Below are 13,809 nucleotides of genomic sequence, written 5' to 3'. Positions count from 1 at the left end.
GCGTTTTGTTATGGCTCTACACGCAGGGTGTCCTGCACGCTTACAGGCGACTCGTTGTCCAGCTGCAGATTGTTCGACACGATGACCCACTGACCGGGTTGCAGACCTTCGGTAATTTCTATTTCTCGGTCGTTTTCGGCACCGGTTTGCACATAATGCCACTCGGCTAAGCCGTCGTTGCTAAGGGTAAAGACTACCTTTTTGCCGCTACGGACTACCACCGCTTCTTTGGGTATGCAGAGGGTGGTGTGTGAGGGTACCTCCAAGATAGCTTCCGCATGCATGCCGGGCAGCAGTGCTTGCGCTTGGGGTAAGTGCAGCCGCAATTGCAGCATGCCCCGTTCGTTCACCAAGGGATTGATTTCACCGAGACGGGCGCTGTAGTGCCGCTCCGGTGTGGAAAGAGGCATCACGCGGGCGTAAAGCCCGGGACGCAGGTATGCCGCTTCGCTTTCGGGCACTTCGGCTTCCAAGTAGAGGGTAGAGGGGTCGTAGAGTCGGCAAAAGACCTCGCTGCTTGTGATGTAGTTGCCCGTACCTGTTTGTTTGAGGTCTGCCACCACGCCGGCAAAGGGGCTATAGAGGCGTGCATTGTGCAAGGCAAGTTTGGCTTGGGCTACCTCTATCTCGGCAGTGCGTAAGCCGGTGCGTGTACGTATGCGTTCGTGAAGCAGGGAGTCGATGCCACCATGGGGGGCACGCGGGTCGCCTCCATAATCGACCAGCTCTTTGATATAGTCTTCATAAGCTTTGGCGCGCCTTGCTTCGGCACTGCGCAGGGTGAGCTGCCATTCGTCATCGGCAAGTTGTGCCAACAGCGCGTTTTTTGTTACAGCTTGCCCATTACGCACCAAAACATTTGCTAAGTAGCCACTGTTTTTGAAGCGTAGCTCTGCCATATTGGCAGCTTTAATCTTACCCTGCAGACGTATCCGGAAGACGAAGGTTTTTTGTTGAGCGAGGGCGATGGTTACGGGAGTGGCAGCGAGAGCAGAGGCTTCCACCTGTATGTTGCTTGCGGGCTTCGTGGTCTCTGCCTCACTTTTGCTTTGGCTGCAGCCGCCGCTTGTCTGCATCAGCACACCCCCAATAAGCAGATGGAGTACTTTTACTTTCATTGGTTTTGAATGTAATGATACATTGGTTTTATGCAAATTTAAGCATTTTGGGCGTTTTATTCGCTGCTCCAAAAGTGTGTTTTCTTTTGAGTAAACTCAAATTGCGCGACAGGCTTGCCCTCTTCGAAGACAAGCACCATAGGTACCGTGAGACCTTGTGGCGGTACATTGTTTGTAGCTATTTGGCATTTTCGGTCGATGTTTGGCACATACCTTTGAAAATACATGGCTGCTTCCCTTTCGGTGATGGCATAGGCTATGTACAAGGTATTGCCTCGACAGCCATGCTCTTTCAAATAGTTGCCTATGATTTCCAAATAGCCGTGGCAGCCCATGGCAGGAATGACCAGCACGGTATCGTAAGGAATGGCACTGATGCCAGCCGTTTTTTCAATGTAGTTTATCCATGGCGTACTTTCGCTTTCTTGATTGCATGCCGTAGCAAAGAAAAGCAAGCATAGTGTAAAAGCGGTATGGATTTTTGAAGGCACTTGCATCTTGTTCTGCGGTTTTTATTTTGAAGTATTGAGCAGATACAGAAAACCTGTGCTTTTGTAGTGATTACAGCCGTTTGAATGCAGACGGATTTTTAATTCCATCCAGAGCCTCGTCTCACGATTTGATGTTGATTTTACATACTTCGAACCTAATTTGGTTAGATATGCCTTGTACTGCTTTTTATTGCCTATCGCCTTTATATCAACCACCGCATAGGATTTACTCTTTCTTTTTGGGTGTGAAGACAAAGAAGCGGAAAGCATCTTGGGGTGCGGTTTCTTGGTTGACATAATTTTCCTTGAAAACGAGCCCCTGTGGTGTAACAAATCCCATGAAGATGAGAGCGCCGTCAATACGGTCTTCGCCTATCACATTGAAATGGCTGTCTAAGGTAAGGACTACCACATCTTTTTTGGGTCGTTGCAATCCAGGGATTACACTTTTAAGCATTTTACCCTTGATGGGTAGGGTGTAACCTATTCGGTAGTAAAGTTTACGGTAAGGGTCGTATATAATACGACCGTACATAGATGATTCATAACTTGCATCGACAGGATTCATGCCTTTAGGCATGGGAGTCAGTTTGACCATTGAGCTTTTTGCCATGACGGTGCCAATGGGTCCGGCTTCGAGGTGGTTCAGGTCGAAGAGGTAGAGTTCATGGGAAGCTGCGAGGCTAAGCACGAGGGTGTCGCCGGGACCTCGGCATATGCTATTATTAGAATCGGTATGCAGAAAGTTATATTTTTGGTATTTCTTGGGCCAAGTGAAATACTTTTTTCGTTCACCTGTGCGTAAGTCTAAGGTGAGTAGTAGGGAGTCGTACTTTAGCGGGGCGCTATTGGTGTAGTTGAATTGGTATAGTGTATGGTAGTCTGGGGATAATAGAAAAATGAGCTGTTGCTTATGCCTAATCCCTGCAAAAAAAGGGTCGATGCGCTGTTTGTCTTGCCATCGAAAGCGTTTGAGTACTTTGCCTTCTTTGTTGATGAGTGCGTAAGTATTGGTTAAGTGGTTACCAATGAAAAAAGAGTCTTTGGCAATGGGGGTATAATAAGCGGGCATTTTGATGCCGTCGGGTCCTGTTACTTGATAAGGGATTTCCAAAGCAAGCGATGCTTTTTCAATGTCATAGACTTGAATGGTGTTTTTGCTTGTTGGCGTGTGTATGAAGTATGTTTTATCTTCTTCGGGCAGATAAAACGGTGTGCTGCCTAATCTATTAGAAAGGCTGGTTGACTCATCGAGGGGTAGGTAAATGGTGTCGCTGAGGGTCAAGGTCAAGGTCAAGGTAGAGGAAGAGGCATCTGTGAGCGCCTCTTGTTTTGAATCGCAGGATTGAAGCAGTAGCCAAAGTCCAAGTGCTAATAGAGGGTAGAAAATTTTCATGGTAGTAGGGCTTTTGAATTAAACAAGATTGAAAAATTAAATAACCAAAACAGCCACTCCCCCGGCAAGGGAGAGCGGCATGACAAAGACTTAATTACTTACCTGATTACTTACTTGATTACTTAGAAGAGTATCTTGATTATCTTCTTCCACCATGGGTCTTTTGGTGCTACTATCACGACTACACCAGCACAGTTACCACCCTCTCTACTACATCTTATCTCCCATTGCTCAATTCTTCAAGCAAGTATAAATTATTAGGTGATGCTTGCGCAACAGCATTTTGAGCATAGAATGCAAAAACGCCTGCCATGGCTGTGGTAATAAGTGATACTACGAGAAATTTTTTCATGACTTTTGCAATTTTTAAGTGGAACATAAACAACCTCCCCTTGCCGGCTTAGGGTTTGTTCGTTGATGGCTGTACAGCAAAGGCGCCACATGCATTGAACGTTGCAAGTGTAAAAAAAAAAAAAAAAAACGAGCCAAGTGTTTTGTGTGATTTTTTTAATGTTAGTACATTATTTTTTGGCAAAATACCTCATCCATTGCCGCTTAATCTTTTTCCACTTTGCCATTTCAAGCCCTTCATTTTCATCTCCACTGCCTCTTTTTTCATTTCGAGCGATGGCGAGCAGTTGCTTTTGTTTCTTTATAGCTTGGCTTGATGAGATTGCTCATCTCACTGCCTTCGCTTCGAAATGACAGCCTGCATTTCGTAAGCTTTAAAACGGCAAGCCCATGCTTTGTTTGAGATGGCTCTTTGTGGTGCGTCTTTCAGAATGAAAAGCTGCGCCGGTGGTTCGTGCCGCACTGATAGGAGTAGTAACAGGGGAGAGGCGTATTTCAAAGGGGTGGAACAAAAAAGCTACGCCAGCCGCTCAACCACCTTACCCTTGCTGTATATTCCAACCCTGGGGGATTCGGCAGGAGCCGACTGCGTAGCGATGCAAAGGTAGGAAAAAATACATTTCCTGCAAAAGAAGCAGCGGGCTTTTTTAGGGCAGGTCAAAGGGAAAGTCTGTGGGGTTGGGGTAGATAAACTGATAGTCAAGCGTTTGCAAAAGACGCTTGGGAATCACTTTTTTGAATGCTTGCTTGTATGGAGCCACTTGTGGCGGCAAGGTGATGCCCAGCCGCCGGGCTTGTGCTTCCAGCACCTCTTTCTTGAGTGGATGCATAGGGGCTACCGCATTGAAAGTGCCTTTTTCAACATCACTTGCCATAAGTCGGAAAAGAATATGCACTGCGTCGTCGCGGTGAATGTGGTTTACGGGGGTGTCGGCGCCCGTGATGCTTTCTTTGTTCAGGAAATACTTCAGCAGAAAACGGTTGTACCCCATGAGTCCGCCCAAGCGCACAATCAAGGCAGAAGAGACCAGCCTTTGTACCAGCCTCTCGGCTTGCCATTGTGTGGGGTTATTTGTGTTGTGGGCATCTATGAAGGTGTCTTCGTCCACTTCGTTGTTGCAGTCAGGATATACAGAGGTAGCACTCAGTAGGATAAGGCGCGCTCCAGTAGGAAGGTGCATGCATGTTTGTGTCAGTGCCTCGATATAGCCGGGGGTGCTTGGCGAAAGGCTAAATACGCATACATCGGCAGCTAAGAACTGTTGCAAATCATGGCTACGAGAAGCAGGCAGGTCTATTACTTGAGTGTCTATGCCTTGTTGCTGCAGCTGGCTTGCGCGTTCGCTGTGTCGGCTGCTGCCTTTTACTTGCTCCACGCCTTGTTTCAGGCAATGGACAGCAAGGGCTTCGCCCAACCAGCCACAACCTACAATAGCAACGCTTTTGGGAGGGCTCATAAGTCAGCCGCTTCTATTTCTTGCGCATAGGGAGTGGCATCGCCGGTGAGGGCTTCCATCATTTCCACGATGGCTTGTTTTTCTGCCTCTGAAAGGCTACTTTTCTCTTCAGATGCCTGCAGAAATACAGCCAGCAGCTTCACGGGCACTTCTGCCCATGCAGGGTATTGTGCATAAATAGCGTTGTTTTTCCAGTCGTTGTAACTGCAGCGCGCTGCCAGCAACATGGAGTGAAAAATTGTGTCGGCTTTGATGTCGCCTTTTTGTAGTAAGTCATGCAGCGCATCTACAAAGAGAGGACGATAGGCATCGCGGTTTTGTGCTATATGCAGTACTTCCAAGTGCAGCAGGTCGTTGCCGGAGTCGCTGCTTTTCTCCATCTGTTTCAAGAAATGCCGCTCTACTAAGTCGAGTTTGCCGTCGGCAGTAAGCACATACACCACCGGATAAAGCAGGCACAAACTGCGGAAGGTGGCTTCGCTTACCTCATGCGGGCGATTGCTGTTGTATTGTTCCCAATAAAAACGGATGTCCATGCCTTGTAATTTTCCTGTAAATTAGCAAAAGAAACACTGCCTTACAATTCCTTTGCAGGCTTTTTTAGAAAGCCAATTCAAATTTGGTTTTTCTTGGTGAATGTGTTTTTTTTGCAATCTCATTTTGGCATAAACAAAAAACGTATGGCTATAATTAGCAAGATTAGACAACGTGCCGGCGTCGCCATTATTCTCATAGCTTTAGGGCTTGCCTTGTTTTTGGTTGGCGGCGACATTTTACAGTCCGGAGGTTTTCGAGGGGGCAACGACCCCGTAGTAGGCGAAATAGACGGTAAAGAGATTACCTACACTGAATTTAACCGTTATTTGGAACCCCTCAAAGCCAACTTTGTCATGCAGGCGGGGCGCCAGCCCGATGAGCAGACCATGCAAATGCTGCGTGAACAAGCATGGCAGATGATTGTTTTTGAGAAAGTATATCTGCCCGAAATCGAAAAGCTGGGTTTGGGCGTAGGCAAAGAAGAGCTGCGTGCCATGTTTATGGGAGACTCTCTCTTCTTGCATCCGCAGGTGTTGGCTTCCTTTCGCGACAGCACCGGCAAGTTTAGCCGCCAGTTGGTGGAGCAGTACTTGCAGTTTGTAAAGCAAAGCCCACAGATGGCAGCCCAGTGGCGCAATTTCGAAGAAAGCCTCAAACAAGACCGTCTGCAGACCAAGTACCGCAACATGATGCAATACTCGGTGTATGCCACCACTTGGGAAGGCAAGCGTGAGTATGAAGCACAAAACAGTCGGGTAGAAGTGAACTACGTATTTGTGCCCTATACTTCTTTGCCTGACTCAGTGGTGAAAGTAACCGATGCCGACCTTGAGCGCTACGTGAATCAATACCGTGAGCGTTTCCCCGCCGAAGATGCTGTGTCGCTCGAATACGTGGTTTTTGAGGTAAAGCCTTCGCGTGAAGACTCTTTGGCATTGCAACAAGAGCTGCGCGAATTGGCAAAAACCTTGGCAGTAGCCAAAGACGATTCTTTGTTGGTGATGCGCGAAAGCGACACCCAAGCGCAATATGGCTGGTATTCGCCCAATGCAATTCCTGACGGTGTGTTTTCCGAAGAGCGTCCGCTTATGAAAGGCGGTATTTATGGTCCTTTCTTGCAAGACAACCGCTATATGCTGGTGAAGGTGATTGACGTGAAAGAAGACAGTGTGGAATATGTGCGTGCTGCTCATATTCTTTTCCGCCCCGTCAGCGACAAAGCCGAGGATAAAGCCGATGCCAAGCGTCGTGCCGAAGAAGTGCTGCAAAAACTGAAAGCAGGTGAAGACTTTGCCAAGATGGCGCGCATCTATGGCAGCGATGGTACTGCCGCCAAAGGGGGCGACTTAGGCTGGTTTGGACGTAATGTCATGGTGGAGCCCTTCGAAAAAGCAGTCTTTGCTGCCGATAAACCCGGTTTGTTGCCTTCTTTGGTAGAAACGGAGTTTGGCTATCATATCGTAAAGATTACTCACCCCAAAACCAACAAAAAGTACAAGATTGCCACCGTTGACCGTACCTTGTCTCCTGGGCAAGGGGCATACAATGAGGCTTATGAGAAAGCACAAATATTCTTATCGGAAGTGAGCAACGTGCAGGATTTCCGTAAAAAAGTGGAAGAAAGCCCCACTTTGGTATTGCAGACTGCCGCGCGCTTGACGCCCTCTGCCCGTGCTATTGCTGGTGTGAACAATGCGCGCGAGATGATTCGTTGGGCTTTCAAAGAAGAAACCCCCGTAGGCAAATCCCCGTCGCTCTTTGAATTGCCCGAAGAAAACAAGGTAGTGGTAGCCATCGTAACCGAGCGTTACAGCCAAGACAAATTGGACATCAACTACTACCGCGACATATTGACCGCCGAGGTAACCAAAGAAAAGAAAGGCGAGTATATCCTCAATAAAATGAAGGAACTCAAGGCAGCATCTAAAACACTGAATGAAATAGCCACTGCCTACGGCAATATAACTGTAAACACAGCTACCGTGGCTTTGAATGCCATTTCTATAGGAATCACCGGCTTCAACCCCTCGGCAGTGGGGCGTGCTTTCGGTTTGAAAAAAGCCGGCGACCGCACCGAGCCTTTTGCTGCCGAATCTGGTGTGTTTGTCATGCAACTGGTAAACAGGCAAGACGCCGCCGAAATAGCCGACTATTCGCAGTACAAGAAGCAAGTGGCAGAGCGTCAAAAAGGTTCTGTCGCCTTCTTTATAGACCAAGCGCTGCGTAAAATCTATGAAGTGAAGGATTATCGCGCCAAGTACTTCTAACAGACACAACACCACCCAACAATAAAAGGCGGGCAAGCAACCCGCCTTTTTTATTGATGATTGAACGCAGCTTCTTTTCTCTTTTGCTTCGTTGCAAGAAGTTCATAGCTTTTTGTGCAAGCGAAGCATAAGTGAGCGCAGGCACTACCCGCCTTTTGCAAATAAATAAAGCTTGCTTGCCTACACTTGAAATGCCATGCAGCACGAAGAGAGCAGTATAGTTTTTTCAAGCTTAAGCCAACCACTTTTCCAGATAATGCCCCACTATATAGGACAAAACAGCTGCCGAAGTGCCCAGCAATAAGGTTTCGGCAATTGCTTTGAGCTTGGAGCTGTGGTTTACATAGGCTTTCATATAACCCACCACCACAAAAGCTATCCCCGTAGCCACGCACGATACAGGAAAGAGTGGGAGGGAAGTGTCGCCTACCAGCCAGTCCCATAAATACACCAGCAACGGAATAGACCCCACCAGCAGAAAAGCGATGAAAGTAGAAAGCCCCAATGCAAAGGGTGAGCGTTCATCTTTGACCATACCCAACTCTTCTTTCATCATCACATCTACCCAACGCTTTTTGTTTGCTGTGATGACCTCTACTACTTGACTCAAGAGTGGTTCTTCGAAGCCCTTTTGGCGATATATTTCGCGCACTTCTTCCTTTTCTCGCTCCGGTAGATGTTCTATTTCCCAATACTCTATGCTTTCGTGTTTTTTGTACTCTTCTTGCTCTGTTTTGGCAGCCAGATAGGCACCTACCGACATGGAGAAACCGTCGGCAATCAGGTTAGCCAAGCCTAAGATAATCACTATCGGGCTGTCGAGGTGTGCGCCAGCAGCCCCGGCAACTACTGCAAAGGTAGTGATGCTGCCGTCAATGCCGCCATATACGAACTCGGCAATATAATTGCGCCATTGGCTGCCCTCGCTTCGATGTAATTGAGACTCTACATGTTTCGAGCTGTCGTTTACCATTTTCTGCTGTTTATGATTAGTTTGGTGAAAAGCAGCATGAGTGTCGCTACCGACAACAGATACACCGCACTGCGCAGGTCTATGAGTCCTTTGCTCATGCCGTAGTAATGATAATCAATGCCCAGTTGCATAATATAAAATGCCCAGTCGGCGGTTTCGCGTATTTTGGCAATCGAAGAGAAGCCGATAAAGAGCGTAAAACAAAGAAAGACACCAATGACGAAGGCTGTGATTTGGTCGCGGCTTAGGGAAGAGCCCAGCAGCCCGATGGCACAAAAGACGCCGCCCAGCAACAGCAAACCTACGTACGAAGCAAAGATACCAGCAGAATCTATGTTTTCGGAGAGCAGCACTTCGCCCTGTGGCGAGCGAATAGGTACGGTGCCCAACACATCCAGACTGTAGTAATACACCCATGTGGGCAGCAGGGTAAGCAGCACCAACGCCCATGCGGCAAAAAACTTACCCAAAATAATTTCCCATTCGCGCAAGGGCTTGGTAAGCAGAAGTTCTATAGTACCGTTGCGTTTCTCTTCGGCAAAGGAGCGCATGGTGATAGCCGGAATCAAAAACATGAATACATAGGGGGCAAAATAAAAAAAAGTGCTCATGTCGGCAAAGCCATAGTCCAGTACGTTGGTATCGGGAAAAACCCAAAGCAACAAGCCCATGGCAGTAAGGAAAGCCGCCATGACGATATAGGCTATTAGGCTGTTGAGAAAAGCGCTTATTTCACGCAGAAAAATAGTGAGCATAGTATTGGTGTTTTTTTAATTCGCTTCCTTGCTGTTTTGGGTGAGTTGGCGGAAGATGTCTTCCAAGCGGTTGTTTTCGTTTTGAAGACTAAGCATATTCCATGCTTCTTGCTGAATGAGGGCAAGCAGTGCCGGACGCAAAATGTCGCTGTCGTGGCAGCTGATACGATAGACCCAAGCCGATTCTTGCTCTACCGTTTGCACGCCGGGCAGGTTTTTCAGGCGAGTGCTTTCCACGGCATGCCCAAACTCCACACGTAACACCTGCTGCTGTGCCATGCGGCGCAACTGGGCAATGGGGGCATCGGCAACCAACCGCCCACGGTTGATGATGAGTACACGGTCGCAGAGCATCTCTACCTCTTGTAAAATATGGGTAGAAAAAATAATGGTTTTATTGGTAGCGGCTTCTTTGATTACCTGTCTGATTTCGGTGATTTGGTTGGGGTCCAAGCCCGAAGTGGGCTCATCGAGGATGAGCACGGGCGGGTCGTGCATGAGCGCTTGAGCTAAACCTACCCGTTGGCGATAACCTTTCGACAGCGCCCCTATCTTTTTATGCTGTTCGCGTTCCAGTCCGCAGAGGCTTATCATCTCCTCGATGCGGTGGCGCAGTGTCCTGCCCCTGATGCCATGAATGTGCCCGGTGAAGCGCAAAAACTCCTTCACGTACATATCAGTATAGAGCGGGTTGTGTTCGGGAAGGTAGCCTATGCGGCGTCGTACCTCTATGCTGTGGGTGCGCACGTCGTAGCCGCACACCTTGGCACTGCCCGCATTGGGCGTCAAATAACCACAAATGATTTTCATGGTAGTGGACTTTCCTGCGCCGTTGGGTCCTAAAAAACCCACGATTTGCCCGCTTTGTGCTTCAAATGAAATATCATCTACGGCACGTTGCGCGCCATACAACTTACTCAAATGCTCTACAACTACTGACATAGGGCTTTGTTCTTGTTTTCAAGCGAAAATAACACAAATAAATGATACGAAAAGCCTACAAGCAGCAAGACCCGCGTCTTGGAATCTTATTTTTAACGTAAATTGCAAAGCGGAAAGAACAAAGCTCTTTTTAAAGCGAAAACCATGAGAATGACACGTACCAAAGTCGTGGTGTTTGTAACTGCCATGATTTTTCTTTCTACCTTTTCTTTTTACGGCTACCAAATGCTCAATGCCCCCAATGTACTAAACACCCATAATGGTAAGATAAGCCGTTCGGTGGTTTATCTCTATATACCGGCAGGTGCTACCTTCCAAACCGTGCTCGATTCGCTCGAACGCCACAAGGCATTGGAAGACAAGCTGTCGTTTGCCTTTTTGGCAAAGTTGATGGGCTATCAGCAAAAAGTTAAGACGGGACGCTACAAGCTGCATCCCGATATGAGCAACAAAGAACTATTGTATATGCTTCTCTCCGGCAAGCAAGAGCCTATAAATTTGCTTATTCCTCCCTTACGTAAGATAGACAACATTTTACCCCTGCTCGACAAGCAGCTGATGATAACCGCTCAAGACATAGAGCAAGCTATGCAGCAATGGCAAGATACCTTGCGGCGTGAAGGCTTGGATTCTACTTCCTACTGGTGCATTTTTTTGCCCAATACTTATGAGGTGTATTGGGATGTGTCGGCTCCCCAGCTCATAAAGCGCATGTTGCAAGAGTACCGCCATTTTTGGAATGAAGAACGCCGCCAAAAGGCAAAAGCCATAGGCATGACGCCGCACGAAGTGATGACTTTGGCATCGATAGTGCAGGCAGAAAGCAGCAAAATGGACGAGATGCCCCGTATTGCAGGCGTGTATGTCAATCGTTTGCGCCGTAATATGTTTTTGCAGGCAGACCCCACCATAATGTACGCCGTAGGCGATTATTCCATGCGGCGCGTCTTAAAAAAGCATCTTGCAGTGGATTCGCCCTACAATACTTACAAATACAAAGGGTTACCACCCGGTCCTATTGGTATTCCTACACCGCAGGCTATCGAGGCAGTGTTGAATTACGAGCTACACGACTATTTGTATTTTTGTGCCAAAGATGATTTTTCGGGCTATCATCTGTTTGCCAAAAGCTATGAAGAACATTTGCGCAATGCCCGGAGCTATCAAAAGGCTGTAAGCAAGTTATCAAGAGAAGAGAATGAATAGATACCTCTTTGTTTGCTTTTTTCTTTGCCTGTTTTGGGGGTTGTCGACAGCCCAAGCGCAAAAAGACAAGCGCTCGCTGCTCAAAAACCGTCGCTTGCAGGTGATTGAAAAAGACACGCTGCGTTATGAAAAACTGCCTTACGATACAGTTACCTATGAAAAAGGGGGTAAGGTAGAGCTTTTGGGCGGTGCCGACAAGCTCGTGTCGCTGCGTACCGACAGCACGCAGCTCATCAAGCTTATCGGGCGGGGCATACGTTTCCGCCAAAACGAAGTGCTGCTGTGGTGCGATTCTGCCTATAAGTTCGAAGAAAAGAACATAGTCGAAGCCTTTGGCGAGGTGCGTGTGGTGCAAAACGACACCATCACACTCACCTGCCGCCACCTGATTTATGACGGCAATAGTCGTTTGTTGCAAGCACGCCAAGCAGTGGTGCTGCGCGACCCACAAATGACGCTCAATACCGATTTCCTTGATTACAACCTCAATTCAAAGATTGGTTATTATTACAACGGCGGGCAAATTCGTGATGCCCAAAACCGCCTCTATAGCCGTTCCGGCTCGTATGATGCCAACGCCCGCTTTTTCTTTTTTAAAGATTCGGTGCGTGTGTTGAGCCGCCGTGAAGGCGACACCTACCGCATCGAGTCCGACACCCTGCAGTACAATACCGTATCTAAGGTGGCTTATTTCTTTGGTCCTACCCATGTATATTCGAACGATGGCTCGCTCTATGCCGAAAAGGGGATTTACGAAACCCAAACCAAGATATCGCGTTTTTCTGGGCGTGCTCGCGCTGAAAACAAGGAATACATACTCAAAGGCGACAGCCTCTATTTCGATGACCTGAAAAAAGAAGGCTTTGCCAAAGGCAATGCCGAAGTATATACCAAAAAAGACAGCATCTTTGTCAATGGCGACATCGGTTTTTTTTGGGGAAAGAAAGGGCTAACCCATATCTACCAAAATGCTTACATACGCAACATATCCTCGGGCGATACGCTTTTCATCAGTGCCGACACGCTCATTTCTTACAATCGAAAAATAGGGGTGAAGCAAACAGAAGAGCCCGACAACACACAGCAGCATAAAATCTTGGCGTTTCACAACATCAAAATCTACCGCAGCGACATCCAAGCCGTCTGCGATTCTTTGGTGTATAATTTCAGCGATTCGGCAATTTACTTTTATCGTTCCCCCGTTCTGTGGAATGAGGGCAACCAAGTCCTTGCCGATTCTATCCGTTTGCTGCTCAAAAACAATAAGCCCTATAAGATGGAACTGCGTAGCAATTGTTTCTCTGCTTCGCGCGACAGCCTTGGCAACTACAACCAAGTGAAGGGGCGTCGTATGGATGCTTATTTTAAAGACGGCAGCATGGAGCGGGTAGAAGTAGATGGAAATACCGAAATTATCTTTTTCCAGCTTGAGGGCGATACAAGCCTCGTCGGGATGTATTATGCTGAAGCCGCCGCCTTGAAGGCTTTTTTTGAAGAAGGAAAGCTCAAACGCATCCGCTTAGAAGGCAACATCAACGGCAAGATGATACCGCCGCAACTCTTACAAGAGCCCGACAAGCGTCTGCCCGGCTTTCGTTGGCTCGAACACCTACGCCCCACGCGCACCACGGTCTTGAATCGCGAACCCAACCGTTCGGCTACGCCCGACGCCCCAGACCCCTTACCCGATGCGGAACCTGCTGTGCCCAAGAAGAGCAGAGAGGAGCGTTTACGTGAAAAATTGGAAGGGGCTGGCAAACAAAAAAGCCCCCTCCCATAAACGATGATTTGGGGGCATGCATACAGGAAGGAGGCTACTTTGTTTTTTCAATAACACTTGCCCCTGCTTCATTTCTTTTCTTTTAAATTGCTGAACATGAAGTGAAAAACGAAGGAAAGATAAAAGAAGCTAAACACAAACAAAGGCTTGCTGTTTTTTTGAAAATGCTGCTACACGTGTGTAGCTGTTGCTCGTTTGGGGAACTTTTTATATTTTTACAGCCAACTGTTATGGAACGTTAGCTCAGCTGGTTTAGAGCGCCGTCTTGACAGGGCGGAGGTCACCGGTTCGAATCCGGTACGTTCCACTTATTTTTGGATATCAAACACATATCCCAGCGAATACATCAGGAGCGTTCTTGCTCGGTTTCTTCCTGCCGTGCCTTGGCATTGAACCAGACAGTGGAACCTCCCTTGTCGTTTGACAACTACACAAACGTGCCCTCTCACTGTACAAAGTGCGCAAAAAGCTTGTTGTTCTGAAACTTACGCAGTGAGAGTAGAAATCTCATCACATCAAGCAACCGAAAGCATTGG

Annotated in this window: 12 protein-coding genes and 1 tRNA gene; 4 read left to right on the top strand and 9 right to left on the bottom strand. The window is 47.7% G+C overall.

The window, feature by feature from the left end:
* Nucleotides 1-8 precede the first annotated feature (8 nt).
* The 6 genes from FHS56_RS05830 to FHS56_RS05810 form a co-directional block, all read right to left on the bottom strand.
* Nucleotides 9-1,118 (bottom strand): efflux RND transporter periplasmic adaptor subunit, encoded by a 1,110-nt coding sequence (locus tag FHS56_RS05830; RefSeq protein ID WP_166918964.1) that lies wholly within the window; start codon nucleotides 1,116-1,118, stop codon nucleotides 9-11.
* A 56-nt stretch (nucleotides 1,119-1,174) separates the two neighbouring features.
* Nucleotides 1,175-1,615, bottom strand: coding sequence for a hypothetical protein (locus tag FHS56_RS05825; RefSeq protein ID WP_166918963.1), 441 nt, complete (start codon nucleotides 1,613-1,615; stop codon nucleotides 1,175-1,177).
* Between the two features lie 220 nt (nucleotides 1,616-1,835).
* The gene (locus tag FHS56_RS05820; protein WP_166918962.1) at nucleotides 1,836-3,005 is read right to left on the bottom strand and encodes a DUF4221 family protein; all 1,170 of its coding nucleotides are present in this window, start codon (nucleotides 3,003-3,005) and stop codon (nucleotides 1,836-1,838) included.
* A gap of 217 nt (nucleotides 3,006-3,222) precedes the next feature.
* A complete protein-coding gene (locus FHS56_RS11985) occupies nucleotides 3,223-3,357 on the bottom strand; it encodes a hypothetical protein (RefSeq protein WP_262886444.1) in 135 nt (44 codons plus the stop codon).
* Nucleotides 3,358-4,003: 646 nt separating this feature from the next.
* Nucleotides 4,004-4,813 (bottom strand): NAD(P)-binding domain-containing protein, encoded by an 810-nt coding sequence (locus tag FHS56_RS05815; RefSeq protein WP_166918961.1) that lies wholly within the window; start codon nucleotides 4,811-4,813, stop codon nucleotides 4,004-4,006.
* The gene (locus FHS56_RS05810; RefSeq protein ID WP_166918960.1) at nucleotides 4,810-5,349 is read right to left on the bottom strand and encodes a hypothetical protein; all 540 of its coding nucleotides are present in this window, start codon (nucleotides 5,347-5,349) and stop codon (nucleotides 4,810-4,812) included. The genes FHS56_RS05815 and FHS56_RS05810 overlap by 4 nt, the downstream gene beginning before the upstream one ends.
* Nucleotides 5,350-5,493: 144 nt before the next feature.
* On the opposite strand from FHS56_RS05810, the gene FHS56_RS05805 reads away from it, so the two are divergent.
* Nucleotides 5,494-7,617 (top strand): peptidylprolyl isomerase, encoded by a 2,124-nt coding sequence (locus tag FHS56_RS05805; RefSeq protein ID WP_166918959.1) that lies wholly within the window; start codon nucleotides 5,494-5,496, stop codon nucleotides 7,615-7,617.
* 232 nt (nucleotides 7,618-7,849) lie between these two features.
* On the opposite strand, the gene FHS56_RS05800 is transcribed toward FHS56_RS05805, so the two are convergent.
* Genes FHS56_RS05800 through gldA form a run of 3 tightly spaced genes read right to left on the bottom strand, consistent with a single transcriptional unit; the run spans nucleotide 7,850 to nucleotide 10,287 of the window.
* Nucleotides 7,850-8,590, bottom strand: a complete 741-nt coding sequence (locus FHS56_RS05800) for a VIT1/CCC1 transporter family protein (RefSeq protein ID WP_166918958.1) — start codon at nucleotides 8,588-8,590, stop codon at nucleotides 7,850-7,852.
* The gene (gene gldF / locus FHS56_RS05795; protein ID WP_166918957.1) at nucleotides 8,584-9,345 is read right to left on the bottom strand and encodes a gliding motility-associated ABC transporter permease subunit GldF; all 762 of its coding nucleotides are present in this window, start codon (nucleotides 9,343-9,345) and stop codon (nucleotides 8,584-8,586) included. The genes FHS56_RS05800 and gldF overlap by 7 nt, the downstream gene beginning before the upstream one ends.
* 15 nt (nucleotides 9,346-9,360) lie before the next feature.
* Nucleotides 9,361-10,287, bottom strand: coding sequence for a gliding motility-associated ABC transporter ATP-binding subunit GldA (gldA, locus tag FHS56_RS05790; protein WP_166918956.1), 927 nt, complete (start codon nucleotides 10,285-10,287; stop codon nucleotides 9,361-9,363).
* Between the two features lie 144 nt (nucleotides 10,288-10,431).
* On the opposite strand from gldA, the gene mltG reads away from it, so the two are divergent.
* The 3 genes from mltG (at nucleotide 10,432) to FHS56_RS05775 (ending at nucleotide 13,580) form a co-directional block, all read left to right on the top strand.
* Nucleotides 10,432-11,493 carry an endolytic transglycosylase MltG gene (mltG, locus tag FHS56_RS05785; protein ID WP_166918955.1) on the top strand — a complete coding sequence of 354 codons (1,062 nt, stop codon included), beginning with the start codon at nucleotides 10,432-10,434 and terminating at the stop codon, nucleotides 11,491-11,493.
* Nucleotides 11,486-13,273 (top strand): OstA-like protein, encoded by a 1,788-nt coding sequence (locus tag FHS56_RS05780; protein WP_166918954.1) that lies wholly within the window; start codon nucleotides 11,486-11,488, stop codon nucleotides 13,271-13,273. Before mltG ends, FHS56_RS05780 begins: the two co-directional genes overlap by 8 nt.
* Nucleotides 13,274-13,505: 232 nt before the next feature.
* Nucleotides 13,506-13,580: transfer RNA gene (locus FHS56_RS05775), tRNA-Val, on the top strand.
* Nucleotides 13,581-13,809 lie beyond the last annotated feature (229 nt).

It is taken from the genome of Thermonema lapsum (assembly GCF_011761635.1).
In the GTDB taxonomy this organism is placed as follows: Bacteria; Bacteroidota; Bacteroidia; order Cytophagales; family Thermonemataceae; genus Thermonema; species Thermonema lapsum.
Note: the sequence above shows the minus strand (reverse complement) of the source record. Positions and strands in the feature narration are given on the sequence as shown.